Below are 25,269 nucleotides of genomic sequence, written 5' to 3'. Positions count from 1 at the left end.
GACAGCGTGCCAGTGGCGGTGTTGAAGGTCGTGCCGCCGCCGATGGTCGAGGCGGTCGAATTGCCCAGATTGTTGACGTTGTTGCCGAGATTGGTCACCGAGGTCGACACGGTGTTGAGCTGGCTGAGATTGACTGCGTCGGTGGCGTTGGTGCCGGCGGCGACATTGGTGATCGCCTTGCTGGCGGCGTTGATGCCGGCCGTGGTGACGCTGGGACCGCCGGTGATGGTGAGGCCGGTGGTGTCGAGCTTGGAATTGCCGGCCGTGACGCTGGTGAAGGTCGGCGTCATCGAGGTGGCGATGGCGATGGTGTTGCCGGTCTGCGTGATCGCGATGTTGTTGCCGGCCTGGTAGGTCACGGTATCGCCGGGCGCAATCTTGGTCGAGGCACTGCCCGAAGCCGTGCCGGTGCTGCCGGCAACCGTGCCCGTATTGGCGTTCCAGCCCTTGCTGGCGGTCTGCTGCACGTCGAAGAGCTGCTGGCCGGTGACGGCATCGGTGGAGGTCGAAGTCACCGCGCCATTGGCGACATTGGTGATCTTCTGCGGCGAACCGCTGCCATGGCTGGCATCATACGCACCGAGCGTCTTGTTCCACTGCAGCGCATCGGTTTGCAACGCCGTCACGGAGGTGTTCACCGCATTGAAGGCGTTGCCGACATTGTTGTAGGTGGTGCCGCCGATATTGTAGCTCGGTGCGCTCACCGTGCCCGTCGCCGGATTATAGGTCGAGCCGCCACCGAGATTGCTGGCCGTCGAATTGCCGAGATTGTTGACGTTGTTGCCGAGGTTCGTCACCGATGTGGCGACCGTGTTCAGCTGGCTCAGATTGACAGCGTCGGTGGCATTGGTGCCGGCCGCGACACTGGTGATCGCCTTGCTGGCGGCATTGATGCCGGCCGTCGTCACGCTCGGCCCGCCTGTGATGGTGAGGCCCGTGGCGTCGAGCTTGGAGTTGCCGACGGTGACACTGCTGGCGATGGCGAGATTGCTCGCCAGGTTGAAGGTGGCGTTCGGGCCCGATTGGGTGATGACGACATTGCCATCGGAATTGTTGAGATCGACCGTGCCGCCGGGCGCGATGTTGCTGGTGGTCGCCCCCTTGTTGGTGGAGAGGTTCCAGCCCTTGTTCGCGGTCTGCTGCACGGCGAGGAGTTGCGAGCCATTGACCGCATCGGTCGAGGTCGTGGTCAACGCACCATTGGCGACATTGGTGATCGTCACCGGCGTGCCGGCATTGCCCAGCGTGATCTTGTTCTTCACCGCCGGGTCGTCATACTTCACCGCGGCATTGGCGAGATTGGTGGTGTTGGTGTCGAGCTGCGTCAGCGCACCGGCGACCGTCGTGTAGTTCGTGGTGGCGGCCGCCGCATTGCCCTTGGCATCGACGGCCTTGATGCCCTGGCTGAAGCCCGACAGCGTGCCAGTGGCGGTGTTGAAGGTCGTGCCGCCGCCGATGGTCGAGGCGGCCGAATTGCCCAGATTGTTGACGTTATTGCCCAGGTTCGTCACCGACGTGGCGACCGTGTTGAGCTGGCTCAGATTGACCGCGTCGGTGGCATTGGTGCCGGCGGCCACATTGGTGATCGCCTTGCTGGCCGCGTTGATGCCGGCCGTCGTCACGCTCGGCCCACCCGTGATGGTGAGGCCGGTGGTGTCGAGCTTAGAATTGCCGGCCGTGACGCTGGTGAAGGTCGGCGTCATCGAGGTGGCGATGGCGATGGCGTTGCCGGTCTGCGTGATCGCGATGTTGTTGCCGGCCTGGTAGGTCACGGTGCCGCCCGGCGCGATATTGGTGAGCGCGCTGCCCGAAACCGTACCGGTGCTGCCGGCGACCGCTGCCGTATTGGCATTCCAGCCCTTGTTGGCCGTCTGCTGAACGGCAAAGAGCTGCGAACCGTTGACGACGTCGGTGGAGGCCGCGGTCACCGCGCCATTGGCCAGGTTGGTGATCGTCACGCCACCGGCCGGCGCTCCCGCGCCGCCGGTCGCCCCGAGCGTGATCTTGCTGCCACCGGGAGCATCATACTTGACCGCGATATTGGCCAGGTTGGAGGTGTTGGTGTTCAACTGGTTCAGCGCGCCTGCGACCGTCGTCTGCGCGGCTGCCGCACCGACCGCGCCGGTGTTGCTGACCGGATTGATAGTCTGGCTGAAACCGGACAGCGCGCCGGTGGCCGGATTATAGGTCGTGCCGCCGCCGAGGGTCGAGGCCGCCGAATTGCCGAGATTGTTGACGTTGTTGCCGATCGTCGTCACCGACGTGCCGATCGCATTCACCGCCTGGTTGGTGGCAAAGAGCTGCGAGCCGTTCACCGCATCGGTGGAGGTGCCGCTGATCCGGCCGGCCGCGACATTGGTAATGGTCCGTTCATTGCCGGAGGAGCCGACGCTCACCGTGGAATTGGCGGCATTGCCGGCATAATTGTAGCTCGTGCCGTTGATCGTACCACTCGGCGTGTTGACCACGGCGGCTGTGGTCGACCCGGCACCCAGAGCGACGTCGTTGGCATTGCCTGCATTCGAGCCAGAGCCGAGAGCAACGGCATTGGCGGCTGCGCCCGTGGCCTTGTCACCGAAAGCAAGAGCACCGGCAGCCGCGGCATTGGATTGATTGCCGAGCGAAACGGAACCCTGCCCGACCGCGAAATTGGCATTGCCCAGCGCGACCGCGCCATTGGCCGCCGTGGTGCCGGTCGTGTTGCCGGCGGCGGTATTGTTGGCGCCGAGCGCCACGGCACCCGTGCCGTTGGCCACATTCGGGTCGCCGATCGCCACCGCGCCATCACCGATGGCCTTCTGACCCAGGCCGATGGCGACGGCCCCTCCAGCCGCGGTCGCGGCGTTGGCATTGGCGCCCACGCCGATGGCGACGTTCTGGCCCGTTGCACCGGAAATCGAGTTCAGACCGACGGCCACGCCATTGGCGCCGGCCGCCTTGGAATTGGTGCCGATCGCAGTCGCGTTGGCGGCATTGGCATTGGCGGCAAGACCGAAGGCAATCGCGCTGTCGCCATTGGCGGTCGCGCTAATACCAAAGGCAATTGCATTGGCCTGCGCAGCATTCGCCGATTGTCCGAATGCGATGGCATTGGCGGCGTTGGCCACGCTTCCCCCACCGAAGGCGACGGCATTGGTTCCGTTCGCCTTGGAAGAAACACCAAAGGCGATCGCATTGGTGGACGTCGCCAGCGAATTGCTGCCCATCGCAACGGCGTCGACACCGCTGGCGTTCGACGACACGCCATAAGCCATGGCGTTCTGGGCCAGTGCATTGGAGGAGCGGCCCACCGCGATGGCATTCTCGCCGGTCGCCCTGACACCATAGCCCATGGCATAGGCGGCATTGGCAGTAGCCTGGGCACCCAGGCCGATCGACACTGCGCCGACCCCCGACGAAGTCGTCGTCCCACCGAGGGATCCTTGCCCGCCGATCGCGATGGCATCGACATTGTTGGCGATCGACTGCGCACCGATCGCGACGGAATCCTGCCCCGTCGACTGGGCACTGGCGCCGAAGGCCAACGTGTCACCGGCATTGGTGTTGCTCTTGGCAAACGCTCCGCCGCCAAAGGCTATGGCGCTGCCCGCAGAACCCGCCACAGCATTGGATCCGGTGCCGATGGCGATTGCAGTGGATCCCGATGAACCGGCTCCGCCGGACGCCGAGGAGGAGGTGCCTATTGCGATCGCGTTCAAGCCGTTTGCCAGCGCGCCATCGCCCTGCGCCATGCCATAGCTGGCGGCGACATTGGCGCCACGGCCGATGGCAATGCCGGACGTCGAAGCGGCAGTAACCGTCGATTGTCCGCCAAAGGCAATCGAATTGGCACCGGCAGCCTGGGCACCACGTACGTCATTCGCACCGATGGCAATCGAGCTCTGGCCGGATGCCGTTGTCGAGTTGGCCACGCTCAGGGCATTCGTGCCATTGCCGCCGGCGCCACCAATAGCCACGGAATTGTTTCCGGTCGCCCGGGTGCCGAAACCGACGGCAGTGGCTGCCGTCGCGGTCGCCTGGGCCTCCAAGCCGATCCCCGTGCCCCATTTGCCCCCAAGACTCATCACGCCAAAGGCTGATCCGCCTTCGCCGGTTGCCTTGGCGAAGGATCCGTAGACCGAGCCTGCCGTCACACCCGACGCACTCGATTCGCAACCCGCCACGGTCGAATAGGTACCCGTTCCATCGGTAGCCTGATTTGTGGTGCCCCCCGGGTTTGTCCGCCCCACAACGCTGTTGCTACCCGTCACGCAGGACGGCGAGGTGTTGATCGTGTTGGCAAGGGCCGCTCCCCCGCTCCACAGGCTCAGCAGGATCGCCGCCATCGCGGTACCTCCGAGCACACAACTCACCCGCCCCCCGCTGGCGAGCGCACCGATGCCCAGGCGCTTGCCCCTCATACCCATCACGCGATGCGCCATGCGCAGTACGGCATGGATGCGTCGACGCAAGCTGCGATGGGCATGCTTGGCGAGATGAATGCTGTCGTGGTTCGGCATGGGGCCCCGGTCTATCTGAAACGCCGCGTCTCACAGGCAAAGCCGTCCCGTCCGAGGACAGCTTTGTTAGCAGTTGACCTAGGGATTCCCGATTACCGGGTAGCGATTCGTATTCCGAATACTTGGTCCCCCGACTCTCCATATCCCTTGACGAAGGACCGGCAGCCGTAGCGTCAGATAAACAGAACCCTCCGCATATCCGTTTAATACTCATGATTCCGTAAGGGTGTAAATACTGTATGAGATTCCGTTAAAAGTACATTTTTACCTCTAATTTAAAATAAACTATCGATCTCAATCGAATTAATTTGAAATCTGGAAAATATTTATAGCTCAAAAGGAGTATTATCGAAAATTGGAGTCAAAAATTTGAAAAAAGATTGAAAAATTATTCATAAAATAAAATGAATCCCAGGGTTCATATTTAAAATATGATAAATCGACGAATTGATTATCGACTCTATTTAATTCATATTTCAAAGGTGATTTCTATATCAGGTACAAAATTTAATCGTCTCAAATCATTGTATATACATGATTTCGTATCTCAATATACGTGAAATCAATTCTGAATTACCAAGTTGGCCGGGAGTGCTTTTGCGAATAGACGACTTTGCCACCAGCGACAGGAGGCGCGCGCCTTAACACGAAGGAATTAAGCCTATCGGCCGGGCATCGCCGTTCCCGGCGCTGTTGCGCACATGCAACAAAGCGAGAAAAATCAGCCCCGCCGCCCGCCAGGCCAGCTCTTCGCCTCAGTTGGAGGACTAAGCAGGCGCCCAGAAAGACCGTCCACCCGATGTAGTCATCAGGGACGCTTGCCCCTGTCTAGCCCCTGAAAGAAAAGGGCGGCCCGAAGACCGCCCTCACTGCAAAATCTATTGGACCGGAGCCGGTTCGGGTTCCGGCTTGGGCTTGGGTTTTGGCTTGGGTTTTGGTTTGGGCTTGCCTTCAGGCTTGGGCTTGCCTTCAGGCTTGGCATCCGGCGCAACCGCCGGTGTCGCGGGCGTCGGTATCGGACCTTGAGCGGCATTCGGTCCGCTGGCACCGGGCACAACGCCGGCCTGGGCAATGTTGACACTCAGCCCATAAAGCAACAGGCGCTTATCGACACCTTGGAAAAGAAGCTCGAATGTCAGTTTCGTATCGGCATTCACCGGAAAGAAGCCCGCAAGGTGGAGCAATCCGTTCTTCTCAACCTGGGGCGCGAGGGTGATCGTCGGTTCGAGCACCAGCGCCGCCGCGAGATCCAGATCGGCCTTGCGCTGGCTGGCGAAAACTTCTGCCAGCCTGGCATCACTGTTTTCCCGCTGGAAATCCGGCGAGCCGAGATCGCGCAGCACCGAGTAGTTGCCGGTCTTGTTGGCCTGGTCGAGCGCGATCAGGGTGGAGCGCACCAGGATCAGCACGGTCTTGGGATCGAGGTTCATGGCCTGCGACCCCGCCGGTGCCGCATTGGCGGGAGCCGGCGCAGCCGGAACGGGCACAGGCTGTTGCTGCTGCGCCATGGCGGGCAGTGCCAGGCTCGCCGCAATCGCGACGGCGAGCAGCCCCGCTCGGCGCATCACGGGAGTGAGGCGTCTCCGCCAGGGTCTGCTCTGCGATGGGCGACGTTTCATAGGATCCAGGCCTCGTTGGGTTTGGCGCGATGCCCGAGGTTTCACAGATTTATACCCGTCTGTCACCTTGCAAGTTCCAATCTATCCTCGCCTGTGTAGACTCGATACATGCGATCTCGACAGATCGATAAGCATCATAACACCACCGCCGCGTATTTCGGTGCGACAACGTTACGGAATAAAGAATGGACATTCGTGCCGTTTGCCTTCTCCTCACCCTTACCGCTGGCGGTTTGGGGACGATTTCACCGATTGCAGCCCTGGCGCAGGATCAGCCGGCCGCAAAGCCCGCCCGCAAGAGCAAACCGCTGGCAAGGCAGCCGGCCAAGCCTGCTCCCACTCCCCGGGCTCCGGTGATATTGCCGGAACCACCCCTGCCAGTCCGGCAGGTCAACCAGCTCGGCCTGACCCAATGCGCGGGCCTCGTCGACCAGATGTCACGCGGTGCCCTCAATGCCAGATATGACGTCCAGTCGGGCTGGAACCGCCAGGCTCCGACGCAGCACGTCTTCCAGAGCGTCGCCGTCATCGATCGCCCGGAGGTGACGCCGGCCAACGGCTTGGCTGCCATCGTCGCCACGCCGACGCCGTCGGGCAGCTGCGACGGGGTAACCGTACAGGTCTTCCCGCTCGCCAGCGATTGCGCCACGGCGCAGACCTATATGCGCTCTTCCGGTGCCAGCCCGATCCCGATCCTCAACACCCAGATCATGATCGACCGCGACGGCAAGCGCATCTTCCTGCTGCCAGGCGTGAACAAGACCTGCATCGCCGTCTCCGTCGATTCCAGCTTCGGTCCGGGGCCGGTCGTTCAGGCCCCGGCATCACCCGTGCTCGGACCGGCATCGCCGCCGCCCTCGCCGCCCTCGCCGATCCCCGATTCTATCGTGCCGCATGCCGCCCCGGCCATGCCGCCGAGCTCGGAAATCCTGCCGACGGCCCAGCCGCCGAAATGAACCCGGGAACGCAAGAAGACGTCCAGCGGGCCGGCTGTGCATGACGGAAGGGAATGGCTTGATTCGCCTTTCCAACCTGCTCTAATCGCCGGCGTGGCGATCCCCCGTCCGGCGCCCCGCCAGGCCTCAATCGAAAAGCAGGTCATGCTCGATATTTCAGCCCTCCAGTCGATGAAGGTGTTGTTCGCAACGCCCTGCTATATCTCTGCCGTCAGCATGAATTATGTGGTCAGCATGTATTCGCTGGCCTGCGATGCCACGCAGCTCGGCCTGAAAACCGTGCTGCACATGCATTCGGAAAGCCTGATCACGCGCGGACGCAACATGGTCGTGCTGAAGTTCATGCAGGACGAATCCTATACGCATCTGTTCTGGATCGACTCCGACATTTCCTTCACCACCCAGCAGGTCATCCGCCTGCTGCTCGCCGATCGCGACGTGGCCGGCGGGGTCTATCCGATCAAGTCGCTGGCCTGGCCCGAGCCCCTGCCGGCCGGCCTGACCAAGGACGAGATGGAAATCCGCTTCGCCCGTTATGCCTTCAATCCCGTCGACCACGGCAAGACGCCGATCGGCCAGCATGTCGATGATGAAGGCTTCATCGAGGTCTCGGAGGCGCCCACCGGCTTCATGGTGATCAAGCGCCATGTCTTCCCCAAGCTGATGCAGGCCTATCCCCATCTCAACTACACGCCGGACGGACCGCCCAACAACCCGCTCAAGCCGCTGCACTGGCTGTTCTTTGACTGCATGGTCGATCCCGATTCCGGGCGCTATCTGTCGGAAGACTATGCCTTCTGCCGGCGCTGGCGCGACATCGGCGGCAAGGTCTGGATCGATTCCCAGTCCAAACTGCAGCATCTGGGCCAGTACAACTATGTCGGCGATGTCGAGACCAGCCTGAAGCAGCAAGGGCACTGGTAGGGCCGGCTCGAAGCGGCGGGGAGGCGAATGTCGGAGCAGGCCATGACGGCGCCCCTGGTCGAGCTCCTCGGCCCGGCGCGCCGCACCCATATCGTCGACATCGGCGCCAATCCGATCGACGGCGACCCGCCCTATAAATCCATGCTGGCGGCGGGCCTCGCTCGCCTCACCGGCTTCGAACCGCAGGCCGAGGCGCTTGCCCGGCTGGAGGCAGCCAAGGGGCCGAACGAGAGCTATCTGCCCCACGCCATCGGCGATGGCGGCGAGGCCGTTCTCAACGTCTGCGCCTATTCAGGCTGGAGCAGCCTGCTCACCCCGCGCCAGTCGGCCCTGGAGGTGTTTTCCTATTTCAAGCCCAATGCACAGGTGATCGGTCGCATCCCGGTACGCACCACCCGCCTCGACGACCTGACGGTGCTTCCGGAGATCGACATGCTCAAGATCGACGTACAGGGCGCCGAGCTTGCCGTGTTTCGGAATGCCCGCGAGAAACTGCGCTCGGCCGTGGCCATCCAGACCGAGATCTCCTTCGTCGCGCTCTACGAGAACCAGCCGGGTTTCGGAGAGATCGACATCGAGCTGCGCGCGCAAGGCTTCGTGCCGCATTGCTTCAAGGCGGTGAAGTTCAGCCCGATGGCGCCCTATGCCAGGCCGGAGAGCTGGACGCCGGCCACAAACCAGCTCCTGGAAGCCGACATCGTCTATGTCCGGGACTTCGTCGACCCCGACGCCATGAGCGACGAGCAGCTCAAGCATCTGTGCCTCATCGCCCAATATCTGTATGGCAGCATCGAGCTGTGCGGACGCTGCATCGATCTGCTGCAACGGCGCGGCGCCCTGCAGCCGGATACGCTGGCCAGGTACACCGCCCTGCTGGAGACGGCGCGGCCGTCGACCGCAAGCTGAGGGGGCTTGACGACGCAGCGGTAGGCGCGTTCTGTGGAGCCCCATCGAGACCCCTCCCCATGTCCGCCGACACCAGCGCTTCCCGTCACCCCGAAGTCGCCGCCTATCTTGCCGCCCATCCCGATACCCGTTTCATCGAAGCCTTTACCCCCGATTTGACCGGCTATGGCTTCGGCAAGCGCCTGCCGATCGAGGAGATCGACAGCCTCTATCGCTCCGGCATGGGCTTTTCCGCCGCTCCCTATGTGCTCGATGCCCGGCATGACGGTTACGGCTCCGGCGGCATCGGCTGGGACGATGGCGATCCCGATGCCAAGGGCGTGCCGATCCCAGGCACCCTGAAGCCGATGCCTTGGGCGGCCGTGCCGACGGCGCAGGTCATGCTCGACATCGCCTATGCGGTGTCGGGCGAGCCGCTGTGGACGGATCCCCGCCATTTGCTCAAGACCATCCTGTCCCGCCTCGCCGCCGACGGGCTCCATCCCACCGTCGCCTGCGAATACGAATTCTTCCTCACCGACGGGACGCGCGAGGCCGATGGCCGCATCCGCCCGCCGATCCTCAAGCGCACAGGCCGCCCGCTCGGCCCGCCCACCAATCTCTCCGTGCTGACGCTGGAGGAAGTGGCGCTGTGGTCGGCCCGGGCCGACGACGCGGCGCGCGCACAGAATGTGCCGATGGGCAGCATCATCGCCGAGATGGGCGTCGGCCAGTTCGAGACCAACCTGCATCATACGCCCGACGCCGTGCTCGCCGGCGATCACGCCGTGCTGCTCAAGCGCCTGATCCGCGGCACCGCCCGTGCCGAGGGCTGGGACGCCACCTTCATGGCCAAGCCCTATGAGGACGAGGCCGGGTCGGGCCTGCACGTGCATGTCAGCCTGTGCGATGCCGACGGCCGCAATCTCTTCGCAGACCCGGCAACCGGCGAGCAGCTGATCCGTCACGCTATCGCCGGCATGCAGCGCCTGATGCCGGAATCGCTCGCCTTCTTCGCACCCAACCACAATTCCTTCCGCCGCTTCGGCGGGCTGTTCGCGCCGGTCAACCGCAAATGGGGCGAGGACAACCGCACCGTCGCCCTGCGCATCCCCACCGACAAGGGCGCGGGGCGGCGCATCGAGCATCGCGTCGCCGGAGCCGACGCCAATCCCTATCTGGTGCTGGCCGCCATCCTCGCCGCCGCGCATTACGGCATCACGCGAAAGCTGGAGCCGGATGCGCCCGTGGTCGGCAAGCATGCCGGCTTCACGCGCGATCCCGGCCTGCCAGGCGATGTCTTCGAGGCGGCCCGCCGGCTGGCGCGGGCAAGGCTGCTGAAGGACTATTTCTCCAAGCGCTATCTGGAGACCTACGCCCACCTGGTCCATGGCCAGCACGAGGATTTCCTCTCAGTGCTAAGCCCGCGAGAATATGACCTGTTCTTCTGAAACCGACCTATCTGGGATGCCCATAGGCGCTGACTTAAGGGGAGAAGCACGACACCAGCCAACCCTTCGCCCCGTTCTTACGGAGCGTCGTCAACTCTCATGAGTTGACGACGGGTAAGGATGAGGGGCGGCGCGGACCTGGAAAAACCGAGCGCGCATAGCCCCTCACCTCTATCCTCTCCCCGCAAGAACGGGGCGAGGGGGCTCACATGTGGAGCCATACCTTCAACTCCATCATCTCGCCCACCCCTTAAGTTAGCGCATATGGGCAGGGATGCCTGCGATCCCATGAAGGATCAGATTCCCCGCGCGCCCCGGGCCCGCAGCCTTATCATCACGCCGCGATCGTGCTCCTCGGCGCGCCTGTGCGCCCTGACCTGCAGCAGGTCCTTGCGGGCGATCAGGCCGACCAGGCTGCCGCTCTGGCGATCGAGCACCGGCACGCGGCCGATATCGGCGATGGCCATGCGATCGGCGAGCGCGCCGGCCAGTTCGTCGGCAAAGCCGATCTCGAGATCCTGCCCCTCCAATATCTCCTGCAGCGACAGGGACTGGATGTCGTCATCCTCCGAGGCATGCATCGACCAGTCGAGGATATGGGCGCGCGAGACCATGCCGACCACGCGCCGCTCGGCATCGACGACCGGATAGCTCTTATGGCAGGGCTCCCCGCTGGTGAAGAAGGCGACGGCCCGCGCCACCGTCATCGCCGCCGGCAGCGTGTCGACCTCGCGCACCATCAGATCGGCCACCCGGGCAAGATCGAAGGGATCGGTGTGGTATTCGCCCGAGATGTGATGGCCTCGACGAGCGATCTTTTCGGTCAGGATGGAACGCTTCATGGTCAGCACGGTGGTGGCATAGGCCATGCCGCAGGCGGTCAGCAGCGGCAGGAGCACGCCGAGATTGCCGGTGAGCTCCACGGCAAAGAGCGTCGCCGTCAGGGGCGCACGCATGGTGCCGCCCATCATCGCCGCCATGCCGAGCAGGGCCCAGAAGCCGGGATCGGCCTGCGGCAGGACCAGGCCCGCCAGGGTGCCGAGCGCGCCGCCCAGCATCATCAGCGGCGCCAACACGCCACCGGAGGTGCCCGAGCCGAGCGAAATCGACCAGATCAGGGATTTGACCACCAAGAGCAGGATCACCGCCTTCACGGCCATCTCGCCTGAGAGGAGGTGGCGGATATTGTCGTAGCCCACCCCGAGCGCGCTCGGATCGAACAGGCCGCCGATGCCGATCGCCAAGCCCCCGAACAGAGGCCACCACATCCAATGCAGCGGCAGGCGGTGGAAGAAATCCTCGCTGGCATAGACCATGGCCGTGAGGATCCCGGAGCCCAGCCCGGCGACGATGCCCATCAACACCCAGCCGAGGAAACCCGAGAAGGTCAGCGCCATGTGCCCGGTGAAGCCGAACAGAGGCGTGGGATCGAGCAGCAGGCCGCGCTCGGCCGCCGCCACCGACGCCGCGACCACCACCGGCAGGAAGCTGCGCGGCTTCCATTCGAACAGCAGGAGCTCGATCGCCAGCAGCACGGCGGCGATCGGGGTGCCGAAGACGGCCGTCATGCCCGCGGCAGCACCGGCGACCAGCAGGGCCTTGCGCTCATTGGCGCTGAGATGGATCATTTGCGCGACGAGCGAGCCGATGGCACCGCCGGTCATGATGATCGGGCCTTCGGCGCCGAAGGGACCGCCCGAACCGATCGAGATCGCCGAGGAGAGCGGCTTCAGCACGGCCACCTTGGGATTGATCCGGCTCTTGCCGATCAGGATCGCCTCCATCGCCTCGGGAATGCCATGGCCGCGGATCTTCTCCGAACCGAAGCGGGCCATCAGGCCGATGATCAGGCAGCCGATCACGGGTACGAACACGGCGGTCCAGCCGAGCGGCGTACCGGAGATCGACAGGTTCTCGAGCGAGAACCGGCCGTAATAGGCGATGTTGGTGCACAGGGTGATCAGGCGTAGCAGCACGAAGGCCGCCCCCACGCCGGCCGTGCCGACGAAAACGGCGATCGCCATCAGCAGGATCACCCGCCGATCGGTGGTGAAATCGCCCAGGCGCGCCGGCAATTCGCGGGTTCCCGCCTCGGCATCCTGCCCGGGCGTGCCCAGAGTCGAAGTCGTCATGTCGCTGATATCCATCTGTCGGGGCTAGCCCCGGCTGAATTTTGTATCGCAATACGATATATTTTGCGCAAGTCAATGGATTTTCGTAGAGATGGCAGCAGACAGGAGAATCGCAGAACCATGGACCCCAAGCGGCAGCAAGATCCTGATTACGCCGCCCTGGCGCGATTCCGGCATGCCTTGCGCAAATTCCTGGTCTTCAGCGAAGCGGCGGCCGGCGCGGCGGGACTGACGGCCCAGCAGCATCAGGTCCTGCTCGCCATCGCGGGCCTGTCGCAGGACGGCGCCCTTTCGATCGGCGAGCTGGCCGAGATCCTGATCCTGCGCCACCACAGCGTGGTCGAGCTGGTCGACCGGCTCAGCAAGCTCGGCCTGGTCGAACGCATGGCCGATCCGGCGGATGGCCGGCGTGTGCTGGTGCGGCTGAGCGAAGCCGGCAGGCAGAAGCTGCAGACCCTGTCGGAAACCCACCTGAAGGAACTGGCGGCCATCGGGCCGGCGCTTTCCGAGCTCCTGCAGGCTTTCCGGGGCTGATCACGTCGCCGGCATTGGCCCCCGGGGCCGGCCTCAAATCGGCGTGAGGCGTAACGAAGCCTCCCCATCCGCTCGTATAATCACAGGCAATCCGACGGATGGAGGACGATGATGAAACGGCGCGGCATTCTGTTCATGGCGGCGGGCCTGGCGGCCAGCCTCGGCACCGGCCTGTGGTTTTCAGCCTCGAGCGCCGAGGAAGCGCCGCGCCTGGTAGCGCCCCCCACCCTCGATAGCCGCCCGGGCGCGGCGTCGGAGACGGCGGTGCTGGCAGGCGGCTGTTTCTGGGGCGTGCAGGGTGTGTTCCAGCACGTGAAGGGCGTCACCTCGGCGGTTTCGGGCTATGCCGGCGGCACGGCCGACACCGCCAGATATGAAACCGTCTCGACCGGATCCACCGGCCATGCCGAGGCGGTGCGCATCCGCTTCGACCCGCGCCTCATCTCCTACGGGCGGATCCTGCAGATCTATTTCTCGGTGGCGCATGATCCCACCCAGCTCAACCGCCAGGGCCCCGACAGCGGCACGCAATATCGCTCGCAGATCTTCACCACCAGCGCGGAGCAGGCCCGGATCGCCGCCGCCTATGTCAGCCAGCTCGACGGCGCCAAAACCTTCGCCCGCCCGATCGCGACGCGCATCGCGCCGTTGCGGGGCTTCTTTTCCGCAGAGGCCTATCATCAGGATTACCTGACCCGCCATCCGACCCAGCCCTATATCGCTATCAACGACCTGCCCAAGGTAGCCGCGCTGCAGCAGCTCTTCCCGACTGTCTATCGCAGTGATCCAGTCCTGGTGGCCGGCCGCTGAGGCCGAACTACGAAGCAGGAACCGTGACGTTGCGGCTGAAATGCACGATGCGGCGATCGGGGCGTTCCTCGATCCGCTCGATCGCATAGCCGTGCCGCTGGTACCAGGCGACGTTCTCCGTGAAACGCTCATTGGTATAGAGCCGCACCAGGCCATGCCCGTCGTGTCGCGCCCGGTCCTCGGCGAAGTCCAGCAGGACCGAGCCGAGGCGCCGGCCCTTGAGCGCGGGCGCCACGGCCAGGCTCCAGATCAGCAGGTGATCGGATTTCGGCTCGATGACAAGGGCCGTCTCCAGCGCCTCGGACGGACCGGACACCCAGATCTCCATCGTCTCGAACAGGGCCGCGAAATCGGCATCATGCGGCGGCAGGGCCATGCCGATGCGCTGCTTCAGGGGAGCATAGGCTGCCTGCTGCAGGGTGGTGACAGCAGGGATCTCGGTTCTGGTGGCGCGGCGGAGAGACATACAGGACTCGTGGCATGAGACGATGATTCGGGAACATCGGCTTGATCGGCTCCGATCGGCAAACCTCCCTGGAACGCGAACATCTCAGCAATGTGCCTTCATGTCGCGACGTCCGCCTCGGGAAGCGCCGCACGCCAGGGAGAGGCTCTATCGCACGCCAACGGATCTCGCTACACCCTCAACTATAATTGAGGTTCTTGAATCATGGCAGAAGTCACCGTCAAGCAGCCCCTCGGCGTGGGCGATGTTGCCAAACGTAGCGGCATCGCCGTCTCTACCATCCATTTCTACGAGACCAAGGGCCTGATCGAGGGTTGGCGCAGCGCCGGCAATCAGCGGCGCTATCATCGCGCCGTGCTGCGCCGCATCGCCATCATCCGCATTGCCCAGCGCGCCGGTATCCCGCTGGCGGTGATTCGCGAGGCGCTGGCGGATCTGCCGCACGACCATGTCCCCAATGCACGTGACTGGCAGCGTTTCACCGATGCCTGGAAAGGCATGCTCGAGGAGAGGATCATTGGCCTCACCCAGTTGCGCGACCAGATCGCCAGTTGCATCGGCTGCGGCTGCCTGTCGTTGGAGGAATGCCCGCTGCGCAATCCCGACGACGAACTCTCCAGGCAAGGATCCGGGCCCAGATGCTTGACATCCAAGCGATAAAGCCGATCGGGAGCGACGAAACGCCGCTCCCGATTCTAGCCGCGCAACGCCTCTTGATCTCAACCATGATTGAGGTTCTATAAATCCTGTCGGCAAGCGACCGCGGTCGCATCAGGAGAGCCGACAGTGCACGACACCATCGATGACAAGACCCAGCCGCCGGGCCGCTGCGAACTGCCTAGCGGTTGCAACAGGCTTCATGCCCCCAGCATCGCATCGGGCAGGATCTGCCTCGCCCGCGGGAAAGCCTGAGCCATGTCGCATGTCATTGCCGCAATCCTCGGCTCGACCGCCTTCCTGGTATTTGCCCGCATCCTGCTGACCTTCGTGTTCTGGTCCAGCGGGCTCGCCAAGCTGATCGACTTCAGCGCCAATGCGGCCATCATGGAGAGCTTCGGCCTCAGGCCGGGCTGGCTGGTCAATGCTGCCACCCTCGTCCTGCAGCTCGGCGCCTCGGCGGCGATCATCCTCAACCGCGGTGCCTGGCTGGCGGCAGGCGCCCTCGCCGTCTTCACCTTGCTCACCATCCCGCTGGTCCATCCCTTCTGGACCAAGACGGGCGAAGAGGCCTTGCGCGACCTCACGGTGGCGCTCGAACATCTCTCCCTCATCGGTGGCCTGGCTCTGGCCGCCATCCTCGCGCGCCGGACGCCGTCAACCGTTCCGGCTTCGGCTCAGGCCGCGCCGAGGCGTTCGAGATAGACGCACAACATGTCGGCCATGGCATCTGAGTAGGCTTCGATCTCGGATGGCGTTCGAGGGCTTTCCGAAAACTGCTTGCCCGCTGCACTCAATGTCGCCGTGATGAGGTCGCCGGCCAGGGTTCGTGTCGTCTCAGCAGCCTTGGGCAGCGCCTCCCGCATGAAGGCCTCGACGACGCCGTCCCCCGCCGCCCTGGCTGCCTCCGCTTCGGGTGCGTCGCGATAGAGCGGCGCCGCATCGTCGAGCGCCACCCGCACCGCAGCCTCGTCGCATTCGGAGCGGATGAAGGCATGGACGACAATACGCAGCCTTTCGAGCGGCGGCTTGGCGCCATCCTGCAGGATGGCGCGCAGCAGCTCGCTCGTCTGCCGCCATTCGTCACTCTGGAGCCGAAACAGGATCGCCGCCTTGTTGGGAAAATATTGATAGAGCGAGCCAACGCTGACGCCGGCCTTCTCAGCCACCCGCGCAGTGGTGAAGCGCTGCGCGCCTTCCTGGCGCAAAACCTGAATGGCAGCCTCCAATATCGCGGCGACCAGCTCGGTCGAGCGGGTCTGCCGAGGCTGTTTTCGTGAGGAAACGCAAGAGTTTCGACGATCGGTCATCGGGATAGGCGCCAATGCGAATAGTGAATGCGACGAATTAGTCGTATTTCTAGTCCGGCGCAAGAATGCGTTTTTCCCAAACCGGAGCCTACCATGTCCACCCTGACCAGCGCCCCGCTTGCGCTCCTGCTGGACCGCTTGTTCGAAGAAGCCGATGCCGCCTCGCCGACAACGATCCCCGCCGTGGCCGAACTCTCCCGCCCGGAACGGGAGCGCCTGATGCGCAGCAAGACCGAATATCTCGACCTCTATGGCCGGCTGAAGGACCTGCCGCTCGCCGTCTCGCGCGAAACCGGCCTGCTGCTCTATATGCTGGCCCGAAGCTGCCGGGCCCGCACGATCATCGAATTCGGAACCTCGTTCGGCATCTCGACCCTGCATCTGGCGGCAGCGCTGCGGGACAATGGCGGCGGGCACCTGATCACCAGCGAGTTCGAGCCCTCCAAGCTGGAACGGGCTCGGCAGAACCTCGCCGCCGGCGGCGTGCTCGATCTCGTCGAGATCCGAGAGGGAGATGCACTGCGCACGCTGGGCACCGACCTGCCCGAGTCGATCGATCTCGTCCTGCTCGACGGCGCCAAGGCCCTCTATCCTGAGATCCTCGATCTGGTGGAGAGCCGGCTCAAGCCCGGCGCCCTCATCGTCGCCGACAATGCCGACTACAGCCCCGACTATCTCGCCCGCGTGCGTTCGCCGGCCCGGGGCTATCTGTCGACCCCCTTCGGCGAGGACGTCGAGCTCTCGATGCGGATCGGCTAAGCTCGCGGGCTATACGGCAAGGCATCGGAATGCCCCAAGGGGCTGGGGGCGAACCTCTGGCCCCTCCAGCGCTTCCTGTCGCAAGCGGCAGCACATCGGGCCGCCCACCGCCCCGCCCGGTCCGGCCAGCCGCGACGTGATGGCAGATTGCCGAGCCGGCAAATTGCAAGCACGATACCGATACAACCGGTGCAGCGCTCGACAGGTCGAAACGATGCAACAGCAGCTTCCCTCCGTTTACCAGCAATTGGGCGGCGAAGACGGTATCTCTCGCCTTGTCGATTTGTTCTACGACATCGTCGAGCAGGATCCGGCGGCGGCGGCCCTCCATGTGCTGCATCTCGACGGCCATGGCGTCGTCCATTCCCGGGTCGAGCAGACCCGCTTCCTGATGGGCTTCTTCGGCGGGCCGCGCCTCTATGTCGAATTCCACGGACATTCGGACGTCCGCGCCATCCATGCCCATGTGCCGATTACCGCGGAGACCCGCGACATCTGGATCCGCAGCATGGACAAGGCCTTCGACCAGGCCGGTTTGCCGCCTGAGGTCAAGAACAGGGCCATGAAGGCGCTGACCACCGCCGCCCGCCTGGTGCACGACGTCAATCCGCTGCGCAATCGCAGCGACGGAACTGCCGATCGAGCGGGTTCAAACCCGTCCTAGAGCGAGCCTTTTCAATCGAAGCTCAGCTTGCTCTTCTGCCGGCCGTCCGCCTCGAAATTGGCGGGGTCGAGCCAAGCTTCATAGCCCGCCTTCAGGCGCGGCCATTCGCCGTCGATGATCGAGAACCAGGCGGTGTCGCGGTTCTGGCCCTTGGCCACCATGTGCTGGCGGAAGACACCCTCGAAGGTAAAGCCGAACCGGGTCGCAGCCCGCTTGGACGGCTCGTTGAGATTGTGGCACTTCCATTCGAAACGCCGATAGCCGAGCGTCTCGAAAGCGTAGCGGGCAAAGAGATAGAGCGCCTCCGTCGCCACCCTGGTGCGGGCGATCGCCGGGCCCCAGAGAATGCTGCCGATCTCGATGACGCCATGCACGGGGTCGATCCGCATCAGGGCCTGGCGGCCTTCGGCCTTGCCGCTCGCCTTGTCGATCACCGCGAAGAACATCGGATCGGCGGTCGAGGACGCCTTGTCGAGCCAGGCCGAGAAGTCGGCGGCACTCCCCGGCACGCCCTCGAACAGATAGCGGAAACGCCCATCGGCCCCGGGCTCCTGGGCCGAATGCAGGAGATCGGCGCCATGGCGTGCCGGATCGAGCGGCTCCAGGCGGGCATAGCGTCCATCGAGCACGACGCGCTCCGGCCGCGGTACGCCGTTCCAGGTCGAGAGATCCATCGAATGTCCTTCGCGCAGATGCGATCAGATGATCACATTATTGCGGCGTGGCGATGCGTTGTTCAAGCGAAAGCACCTGCTGGCGCACCACGCCGGACAGGGCCTTGGAGGAGGCGACGGAGGTGAAATCCGTATCGGGATGCGGCACATTGCCGGCACCGCGGAACACCTTCAGGCCATCCGGCATCACCACGATGTCGCCATTGCGCAAGGTGGGATCGACCGAGATCGGGATCTGCGGCAGGCCGCGTGCATTGGACTGGCAGGTGCAGGCCGGATTCTCGCTGTCGCGGAAGGCATAGGCGGTGGGCAGGGCGGTGTAGAGGGCGCCGGCCTTGTCGACGGCCGACTCGATCGCCGGCTTGGTGTTGCCATTGCTGCCATCGTTGGAGCCGCTGGCTTTGTACAGCACCATCTGGCCGCCGGAGCAGGAGGCTTCGCACATCGAGGTCTGCATGTCCTCGTCGCGCTGGGAGCGGATGAAGCCGGTGGCGAAATAATAGCCGTCACAGGTGCGCACGCAGTAGCCGCGCGCCTTGGGCGTGCTCACCACCGGGGCCGGAGCCGGGCGCGAACGCTGCTGCTGCGGCTGCTGTTGCGGCACGGGTGCCGGCGCCGGTCGCGATTCCTGGCGCGGCCTGAACAGGAAGTCGAACAGGCCCGCCTGAGCGCTGCCACCCACGGCGACCGTCAGGAGCAATCCGGCGGCGAGAGGAAAAGCAAAGCGTTTCAAAGTCATGGCGCGGGTCCCGGCAGAACGTGAAGGGCCGGCATTGGCCGGCCCCGCCTTCTATGCAAGCATCCCGTCAAAATCATGTCGGTGACATCTTGTCACCGACTAGTGATTGTCGCGCGGGACCCCATAGGTCTGGGCGACCTTCTGATACTTGACCGCGGGCTTGAGCACCATACCGTCGCCGAGCTGATCCACCATGGCGCGCTGGATTTCCTGCCAGGGCGTCTGGCTCGGCGCATAGTGGAAGCCGCCCGCCGCGGCGAGATCGGCCCGGCGCTTGGCCAGTTCCTCGTCGGAGATCAGGATGTTGGCCTCGCCCTTGTTGAGGTCGATGCGCACCTTGTCGCCCGTCTGCAGGATCGCGAGGCCGCCGCCCGCTGCCGCTTCCGGCGAGGCGTTGAGGATGGAAGGCGAGCCCGAGGTGCCCGACTGGCGCCCGTCGCCGATGCAGGGCAGCGAAGTGATGCCGCGCTTGATCAGGGCCGCCGGGGGCTGCATGTTCACCACCTCGGCCGCACCGGGGTAGCCGATCGGCCCGGTGCCGCGGATGAACAGCATGCAATGCTCGTCGATGCCGAGCGAGGGATCCTCGATGCGGTGGTGATAATCCTCCGGCCCCTCGAACACGATGGCGCGGCCCTCGAAGGCGCCGGGGTTCTTGGGATCGGCGAGATAGCGATCGTGGAACTCCTTCGAGATCACGCTGGTCTTCATGATCGCCGAATCGAACAGATTGCCCGAGAGCACGATGAAGCCGGCATCCTGCACCAAAGCGGTGTCGAAACTGCGGATCACGTCGGGCAGCTCGATCTTGGCGTCCTTGCAGTTCTCGCCGATCGACTTGCCGTTCACGGTGAGCGCATTCTCGTGGATGAGCTTGTGCTTCATCAGTTCGTTGACCACCGCCGGCACGCCACCGGCATGCTGGTAGTCCTCGCCGAGATATTTGCCGGCCGGCTGCAGGTTCACCAGCAGCGGCACCTTGTGGCCGATGGTCTGCCAGTCGCGGATGTCGAGCTCGACCCCGATATGGCGGGCGATGGCGTTGATGTGGATCGGCGCATTGGTGGAACCGCCAATGGCCGAATTGACCACGATGACGTTTTCGAAGGCCTCGCGCGTCATGATGTCGGAGGGCTTGAGGTCCTCATGCACCATGTCGACGATGCGCTTGCCGGTCTCGTAGGAAATCTGCTGGCGTTCGCGATAGGGCGCGGGGATGGCGGCCGAACCGGGCAGCTGCATGCCGAGCGCCTCGGCCAGCGAGTTCATGGTGGTGGCGGTGCCCATGGTGTTGCAATAGCCGGTCGAGGGGGCCGACGAAGCCACCATCTCCATGAAGTTCTCGTAGTCGATCTCGCCGGTGGCGAGCATCTCGCGCGCCTTCCAGACGACCGTGCCCGAACCGGTGCGCTCGCCATGCCACCAGCCGTTGAGCATCGGGCCGACCGACAGGGCAATGGCCGGGATGTTCACGGTGGCCGCCGCCATCAGGCAGGCAGGCGTGGTCTTGTCGCAGCCAATGGTCAGCACCACGCCGTCGATCGGATAGCCATAGAGCAGTTCGACCAGGCCGAGATAGGCGAGGTTGCGGTCGAGCGCCGCGCCGGGGCGCTTGCCGGTCTCCTGGATCGGATGCACCGGAAATTCGAAGGCGATGCCGCCCGCCTCGCGGATGCCTTCGCGCACGCGCTGGGCCAGCACGAGATGGTGTCGGTTGCAGGGGGAAAGATCCGAGCCGGTCTGGGCGATGCCGATGATCGGCTTGCCCGACTGCAATTCCTTGCGGGTCAGGCCGAAATTGAGCTGACGTTCGATATAGAGCGCGGTCATGCCCGGATTGTCCGGGTTGTCGTACCAGGCCTGCGACCGCAATCTTTTCGTCTTGTTCTTGGTGTCAGCCATGGCAAGCCTCCCTGTCTTCGTGCCCCGCCTGCGTCGTCGGCAGGTGGCAGTCTTCCTGCAACCAGACGACTTAACACTTTTGTCAGACTATTCGCAACGCCTAAGCGACGAATAGCAGGACGATGCCTTGGGCGGCGTTTCAGGGCGAGATCGGAGGACGAGGCGCTTTGCGATCCGGCGGCATCGTCGCGAATCGCAAAGATGCGCAGCCATCCTCGATAAGCTTTTGTTTTTACGCATTTTCTCAATCGAAAAGTCCAGCGGCTTTTCGGGAAAATGCGCCAAGGATCGTCGTGAAGGATGGTCGTTGGCGGGGCTCACGCGCCGGCGGACGATGCCGGCCGGTAGGTCCAGCGGCGCACGCCCTCCGCCAGGGCCCGCCGCAGCGGTTCGTCATAGAGCTTGAGCAGGACGAAACTCGCCACGCAGACGATGACGATCACGGCCGGCCCTTCGATGCCGGCGTTCTGCTCCCCGAAACGCAGGCGATAGAGGCCGTTGATCCAGCAGAACAGCGGATAGTGCAGGCAATAGACCGGATAGGACAGGTCGCCGCTGAGGGAGGACCAGGTGGCAATCCGTCCCTGCAGGGCCGTGCGCGCGCCGGCCAGGATCAGCCAGGGCGCCAGCACCGCGATCCAGACGAGCTGCATCCAGAGCGGCACCTCGAAGGGCAGATAGAACAGCACCGCCATCCCCGCCGCCAGCGTCCAGAACAGGCGCGGGCCGCCCAGCCAGCCCGGCAGGCGGTCGAGCAGATGGAAAACGGCGACGCCGGCGAAGAAGGAAGCTCCCACCCGCGGAAATCCGCGCCAGAGCGTGTCCGTGGTATCTCCGCCCAGGCCGGTGAAGGGCAGGATCGCCAGGCAGCCGAGGAAGAGCGCGATCGCGAGCGGGAGCTGGCTCACCCGCCGGGTCGCCCACCAGAACGCATTGACCACCAGTTCCAGGAACAGCGAATATTGCGGGCCGTTCAGCGGGAAGACCTGGGGCCCGCCGATGGCGTCGGGCGCATCGAGATAGGGCAGGTTGACCAGGCCGAGCAGCAGAGCCAGCGTCAGAGCGGCAAAGGGCACCTCGCCCTCCAGGTGCCCGGAACGCAGCCCGACATAGAGCGCGCTGACCACCAGCCCCAGCACGATCAGCGGCATAAGTCGGATCAGCCTGGCGCGCATGAAGCCGGAAAACGACAGGGACTGCCGGCGCTTGCAATAGGCCAGGCTCAGCACGAAACCGCTCAGGCAGAAGAACAGGTCCACCGCAAGGCTGGCATTGGAAGCCAGGCCCGGGATGCCGAACCAGTGGCCGAGATGGAAGATCAGCACGGACAGGGCGGCAAAGCCACGCAAGCCGTCCAGGGATGCCAAATGCTGCGGCGAGCGGCCAGCCTCCTGCTCCCCAGAGCAAAGCGCTTGAGGCTTCGTCACGGCCATCGCCAGTAACCTTCAGTCGTCGATCTTGTTCAAGATCAACCTGAGCCAGATCGCGCCTGTTTCGTCAATTCAGCCACATGGTAGCGTCTGCCTACGCCGACTAGACTTCGGAAGGAGGCAATCATGCCTGGCCTGCCCGCCTCTCCGGCTTTCGGATGAAGTCGAAATCCTCCTTGACACGCGCCCTACTGCGATTTGCAAAGACAGGAGGATGCGCCCGCATTAAATCTTGCCTTGCTCGCGATTCCCGCCACAGCCCTTGCACCGCCAGGACATGCCATCCCGATGACTTCCCCCAGCGCGCCTCGTCTCGTTCCGGCCTTCTCGCGCATCGGCGAGGAGAATGCCTTCGCCGTGCTCGCAAGGGCGACGGATCTGGCGCGGGAGGGGCGCGACATCATCAATCTGGGCATCGGCCAGCCCGATTTCCCCACGCCCGACCATATCGTCGAAGCCGCCATCAAGGCGCTGCGCGACGGCCATCACGGCTATACGCCGGCTACCGGCATCCTGCCGCTGCGCGAGGCGGTGGCCGACGACGTCCAGCGCCGCACCGGCGTTGCCGTCTCGCCCGACGAGGTCATCGTGGTGCCGGGCGGCAAGGTCACCATGTTCATGGCCATCCTGATGTTCGGGGAGCCCGGCGCGGAGATCCTCTATCCCGATCCCGGCTTTCCGATCTACCGCTCGATGATCGAGTTCACCGGCGCCACGCCGGTACCGGTGCCGATCCGCGAGGAGAACGGCTTTGCCTTCTCGGCGTCCGAGACGCTGGCGCTGATCACGCCGAAGACCCGCCTTCTCATCCTCAACTCGCCGGCCAACCCCACGGGCGGCGTCACGCCCAAGGCCGAGATCGACGCGCTGGTGCAGGGGCTGGAAGCCCATCCGCATGTCGCCATCCTCTCCGACGAGATCTACAGCCAGATGAGCTATGACGGGCTCCAGCATGTCTCGCTGCTGTCCTATCCCTCCATCCGCGACCGCCTGATCCTGCTCGACGGCTGGTCCAAGACCTATGCCATGACCGGCTGGCGCATGGGCTTCTCGCTCTGGCCGAAAGCCTGGGGCGATGCCGCCCGCAAGCTGGCGGTGAATTCCTATTCCTGCGTCAATGCCAGCGCGCAATGGGCCGGGCTTGCCGCGCTCACCGGCCCGCAGGACGCGGTGCACGCCATGGTCGCCGAGTTCGACCGGCGCCGGAAGATCGTGGTCGACGGCCTCAACCAATTGCCCGGCGTCAGTTCCGTGGTGCCGAAGGGCGCCTTCTATGCCTTCCCCAACATCCGGGCGACCGGCTGGAAGGCCAAGCCGCTTGCCTCCGCCCTCCTGGAAAAGGCCGGCGTCGCCACCATCGGCGGGCCGGATTTCGGCGTGCATGGCGAGGGCTATATCCGCCTGTCCTACGCCAATTCCGCCGAGAACATCCGGCGGGCACTGGTGCGCATGGGCGAATTCCTCAGCGCCAATCCGGGAACGCAGGCGTAGGAGATGGACGTCGTGATCCGCGTTGGACAAGGTGGGACGAAGCAAGCCGAGGCGCAACGCCGATGTCCCCCTCGCCCCGCGAGCGGGGAGAGGTCCGCACTTGTTTTGCAAGTGCGAGGGGTGAGGGGCACCTCAATACTCACCCAGTCCCCTCGCGCCGCCCCTCATCCTCACCTTCTCCCCGTAAGAACGGGGCGAAGGAGCGGCCAGCGTCGCGCCATTAACACGCCAGCATAGTGCCCCACGCTTCCACTTCGATCTGAATTCGCAAGGAACAACGACATGACCGATCTCGTCTCCATCGGCGAATGCATGGTGGAATTGTCGCGCCGCGGGGACGGCATGTCGCTGGGCTATGGCGGCGACACCTTCAATACCGCCGTCTATGCGGCCCGCCTCGGGCTCGACGTCGCCTATGCCACGGCACTGGGGGACGATCCCTATTCCCAGGCGATCGCCGACCTTGCCGCAGGCGAGAAGGTCGGCATGGCCGGCGTGCCGCGCCTGGCCGGCCGGGTGCCCGGCCTCTATGTCATCGAGACCGATGCCAAGGGCGAGCGGCGCTTCTATTATTGGCGCGACAGCGCGCCGGCGCGCAGCCTGTTCGAGCTTCCCGAGGCCGAGGCGCTGATCGCCCGCATCGAGAGCGCGGGAATCGTCTATTTCTCGGGCATCACGCTGTCGCTCTATGCGCCGGCGGGCCTGGAGCGCTTCGCGCAGGTGCTGGCCCGCGCCAAGGCCGGCGGCGCCGCGATCGCCTTCGACGGCAATTACCGCCCGCGCGGCTGGGGCGGCGATCCCGCCCGCGCCCGCCAGGTCTTCGGCCGCTTCCTGCCGCTGGTCGACATCATCATGCCGACCTTCGACGACGAGCAGGCCCTGTGGGGCGATGCCACGCCGCAGGACACCATCGCCCGCCTGGCCGGCCACGGCATCGGCGAGATCGCGGTGAAGGACGGCACCAACGGCGCCTTCCTGCGCCGGGACGGCGTCGACGGCCATGTGCCGGTGCCCGAGGCCGTCTCGCCCGTCGACACCACCGCAGCCGGCGACAGCTTCAATGCCGGCTACCTTGCCGCCCGCCGGCGCGATCGCAGCAATGCGGAAGCCGCCCTGCAGGGTCACCGCCTTGCCGCGCGCGTGATCACCCATCGCGGCGCCATCATCCCTTCCGAGGCGATGGCGGGATTGTGACTCACAATTCACGCGGCTGCCGTTGGAATGCCATGTTCTGTCAGCATGAACGGCCCGTCTCCTGATCCTGGACTGAACAATTCAGGAGTGGATACCGGGTACGGTGGCCACTTCGAACCCGTTCTACTGCTGACAGGAGGCTCTGATCGTATAGAAACGATTCAGCAGCTGGG

General features: G+C 64.5%; 21 protein-coding genes. 12 read left to right on the top strand and 9 right to left on the bottom strand.

Annotation, left to right across the window (positions count from 1 at the left end):
* Positions 1 to 4,499: beta strand repeat-containing protein (locus tag QM672_RS23840; RefSeq protein WP_415085589.1), on the bottom strand; the 4,499-nt coding region annotated here is incomplete at its 3' end.
* An 878-nt stretch (positions 4,500 to 5,377) separates the two neighbouring features.
* Positions 5,378 to 6,064, bottom strand: a complete 687-nt coding sequence (locus QM672_RS23835; RefSeq protein WP_415085597.1) for a hypothetical protein — start codon at positions 6,062 to 6,064, stop codon at positions 5,378 to 5,380.
* Positions 6,065 to 6,303: 239 nt separating this feature from the next.
* On the opposite strand from QM672_RS23835, the gene QM672_RS23830 reads away from it, so the two are divergent.
* From QM672_RS23830 to QM672_RS23815, 4 genes are all read left to right on the top strand, one after another.
* On the top strand, positions 6,304 to 7,074 hold the full coding sequence (locus tag QM672_RS23830) for a hypothetical protein (protein ID WP_415085587.1): 771 nt from the start codon (positions 6,304 to 6,306) through the stop codon (positions 7,072 to 7,074).
* A gap of 144 nt (positions 7,075 to 7,218) precedes the next feature.
* Positions 7,219 to 7,998, top strand: coding sequence for a hypothetical protein (locus QM672_RS23825; RefSeq protein ID WP_311944447.1), 780 nt, complete (start codon positions 7,219 to 7,221; stop codon positions 7,996 to 7,998).
* Positions 7,999 to 8,040: 42 nt separating this feature from the next.
* The gene (locus tag QM672_RS23820; protein ID WP_415085585.1) at positions 8,041 to 8,904 is read left to right on the top strand and encodes an FkbM family methyltransferase; all 864 of its coding nucleotides are present in this window, start codon (positions 8,041 to 8,043) and stop codon (positions 8,902 to 8,904) included.
* Positions 8,905 to 8,963: 59 nt separating this feature from the next.
* Positions 8,964 to 10,334, top strand: coding sequence for a glutamine synthetase family protein (locus QM672_RS23815; protein ID WP_415085583.1), 1,371 nt, complete (start codon positions 8,964 to 8,966; stop codon positions 10,332 to 10,334).
* A 296-nt stretch (positions 10,335 to 10,630) separates the two neighbouring features.
* On the opposite strand, the gene QM672_RS23810 is transcribed toward QM672_RS23815, so the two are convergent.
* Positions 10,631 to 12,466: a chloride channel protein gene (locus tag QM672_RS23810; protein ID WP_415085581.1), complete on the bottom strand. Its 1,836-nt coding sequence runs from the start codon at positions 12,464 to 12,466 to the stop codon at positions 10,631 to 10,633.
* 120 nt (positions 12,467 to 12,586) lie between these two features.
* Between QM672_RS23810 and QM672_RS23805 the strand changes: the two genes are divergently transcribed.
* Both QM672_RS23805 and msrA read left to right on the top strand, forming a co-directional pair.
* Entirely contained in the window at positions 12,587 to 13,000 is a 414-nt protein-coding gene (locus QM672_RS23805; protein ID WP_311944442.1) for a MarR family winged helix-turn-helix transcriptional regulator, read from the top strand.
* Between the two features lie 111 nt (positions 13,001 to 13,111).
* Positions 13,112 to 13,810, top strand: coding sequence for a peptide-methionine (S)-S-oxide reductase MsrA (gene msrA / locus QM672_RS23800; RefSeq protein WP_415085595.1), 699 nt, complete (start codon positions 13,112 to 13,114; stop codon positions 13,808 to 13,810).
* A gap of 7 nt (positions 13,811 to 13,817) precedes the next feature.
* Here msrA and QM672_RS23795 read toward each other — a convergent pair whose 3' ends face one another.
* Complete coding sequence (locus QM672_RS23795; RefSeq protein ID WP_415085578.1) at positions 13,818 to 14,276, bottom strand: GNAT family N-acetyltransferase; 459 nt, start codon at positions 14,274 to 14,276, stop codon at positions 13,818 to 13,820.
* 204 nt (positions 14,277 to 14,480) lie between these two features.
* Here QM672_RS23795 and soxR point away from each other — a divergent pair, with 204 nt between their 5' ends.
* Both soxR and QM672_RS23785 read left to right on the top strand, forming a co-directional pair.
* Entirely contained in the window at positions 14,481 to 14,936 is a 456-nt protein-coding gene (gene soxR / locus QM672_RS23790; protein ID WP_311944439.1) for a redox-sensitive transcriptional activator SoxR, read from the top strand.
* Between the two features lie 255 nt (positions 14,937 to 15,191).
* Positions 15,192 to 15,638 carry a DoxX family protein gene (locus QM672_RS23785; protein WP_415085576.1) on the top strand — a complete coding sequence of 149 codons (447 nt, stop codon included), beginning with the start codon at positions 15,192 to 15,194 and terminating at the stop codon, positions 15,636 to 15,638.
* Here QM672_RS23785 and QM672_RS23780 read toward each other — a convergent pair.
* On the bottom strand, positions 15,611 to 16,243 hold the full coding sequence (locus QM672_RS23780) for a TetR family transcriptional regulator (protein WP_415085574.1): 633 nt from the start codon (positions 16,241 to 16,243) through the stop codon (positions 15,611 to 15,613). The two genes, QM672_RS23785 and QM672_RS23780, sit on opposite strands and share 28 nt — an antisense overlap.
* Positions 16,244 to 16,336: 93 nt before the next feature.
* Between QM672_RS23780 and QM672_RS23775 the strand changes: the two genes are divergently transcribed.
* Positions 16,337 to 17,002 carry an O-methyltransferase gene (locus QM672_RS23775; RefSeq protein WP_415085572.1) on the top strand — a complete coding sequence of 222 codons (666 nt, stop codon included), beginning with the start codon at positions 16,337 to 16,339 and terminating at the stop codon, positions 17,000 to 17,002.
* Between the two features lie 214 nt (positions 17,003 to 17,216).
* Positions 17,217 to 17,666: a group II truncated hemoglobin gene (locus QM672_RS23770; protein WP_415085570.1), complete on the top strand. Its 450-nt coding sequence runs from the start codon at positions 17,217 to 17,219 to the stop codon at positions 17,664 to 17,666.
* Between the two features lie 11 nt (positions 17,667 to 17,677).
* Here the strand turns inward: QM672_RS23770 and QM672_RS23765 are convergent, their stop codons facing one another.
* From QM672_RS23765 to QM672_RS23750, 4 genes are all read right to left on the bottom strand, one after another.
* The gene (locus QM672_RS23765) at positions 17,678 to 18,340 is read right to left on the bottom strand and encodes a GNAT family N-acetyltransferase (protein ID WP_415085568.1); all 663 of its coding nucleotides are present in this window, start codon (positions 18,338 to 18,340) and stop codon (positions 17,678 to 17,680) included.
* Between the two features lie 37 nt (positions 18,341 to 18,377).
* A complete protein-coding gene (locus QM672_RS23760) occupies positions 18,378 to 19,079 on the bottom strand; it encodes a DUF2865 domain-containing protein (protein WP_311944431.1) in 702 nt (233 codons plus the stop codon).
* A 99-nt stretch (positions 19,080 to 19,178) separates the two neighbouring features.
* Positions 19,179 to 20,981, bottom strand: coding sequence for an IlvD/Edd family dehydratase (locus tag QM672_RS23755; RefSeq protein WP_415085566.1), 1,803 nt, complete (start codon positions 20,979 to 20,981; stop codon positions 19,179 to 19,181).
* Positions 20,982 to 21,298: 317 nt separating this feature from the next.
* On the bottom strand, positions 21,299 to 22,408 hold the full coding sequence (locus QM672_RS23750) for an acyltransferase family protein (protein ID WP_415085564.1): 1,110 nt from the start codon (positions 22,406 to 22,408) through the stop codon (positions 21,299 to 21,301).
* Between the two features lie 291 nt (positions 22,409 to 22,699).
* On the opposite strand from QM672_RS23750, the gene QM672_RS23745 reads away from it, so the two are divergent.
* Both QM672_RS23745 and QM672_RS23740 read left to right on the top strand, forming a co-directional pair.
* Positions 22,700 to 23,902, top strand: coding sequence for a pyridoxal phosphate-dependent aminotransferase (locus QM672_RS23745; RefSeq protein WP_415085562.1), 1,203 nt, complete (start codon positions 22,700 to 22,702; stop codon positions 23,900 to 23,902).
* A gap of 282 nt (positions 23,903 to 24,184) precedes the next feature.
* Positions 24,185 to 25,096 carry a sugar kinase gene (locus tag QM672_RS23740; RefSeq protein WP_415085560.1) on the top strand — a complete coding sequence of 304 codons (912 nt, stop codon included), beginning with the start codon at positions 24,185 to 24,187 and terminating at the stop codon, positions 25,094 to 25,096.
* Positions 25,097 to 25,269 lie beyond the last annotated feature (173 nt).

Origin of the sequence: Labrys sp. (in: a-proteobacteria), assembly GCF_047605565.1 — a bacterium.
GTDB lineage: Bacteria > Pseudomonadota > Alphaproteobacteria > Rhizobiales > Labraceae > Labrys > Labrys neptuniae.
Note: the sequence above shows the minus strand (reverse complement) of the source record. Positions and strands in the feature narration are given on the sequence as shown.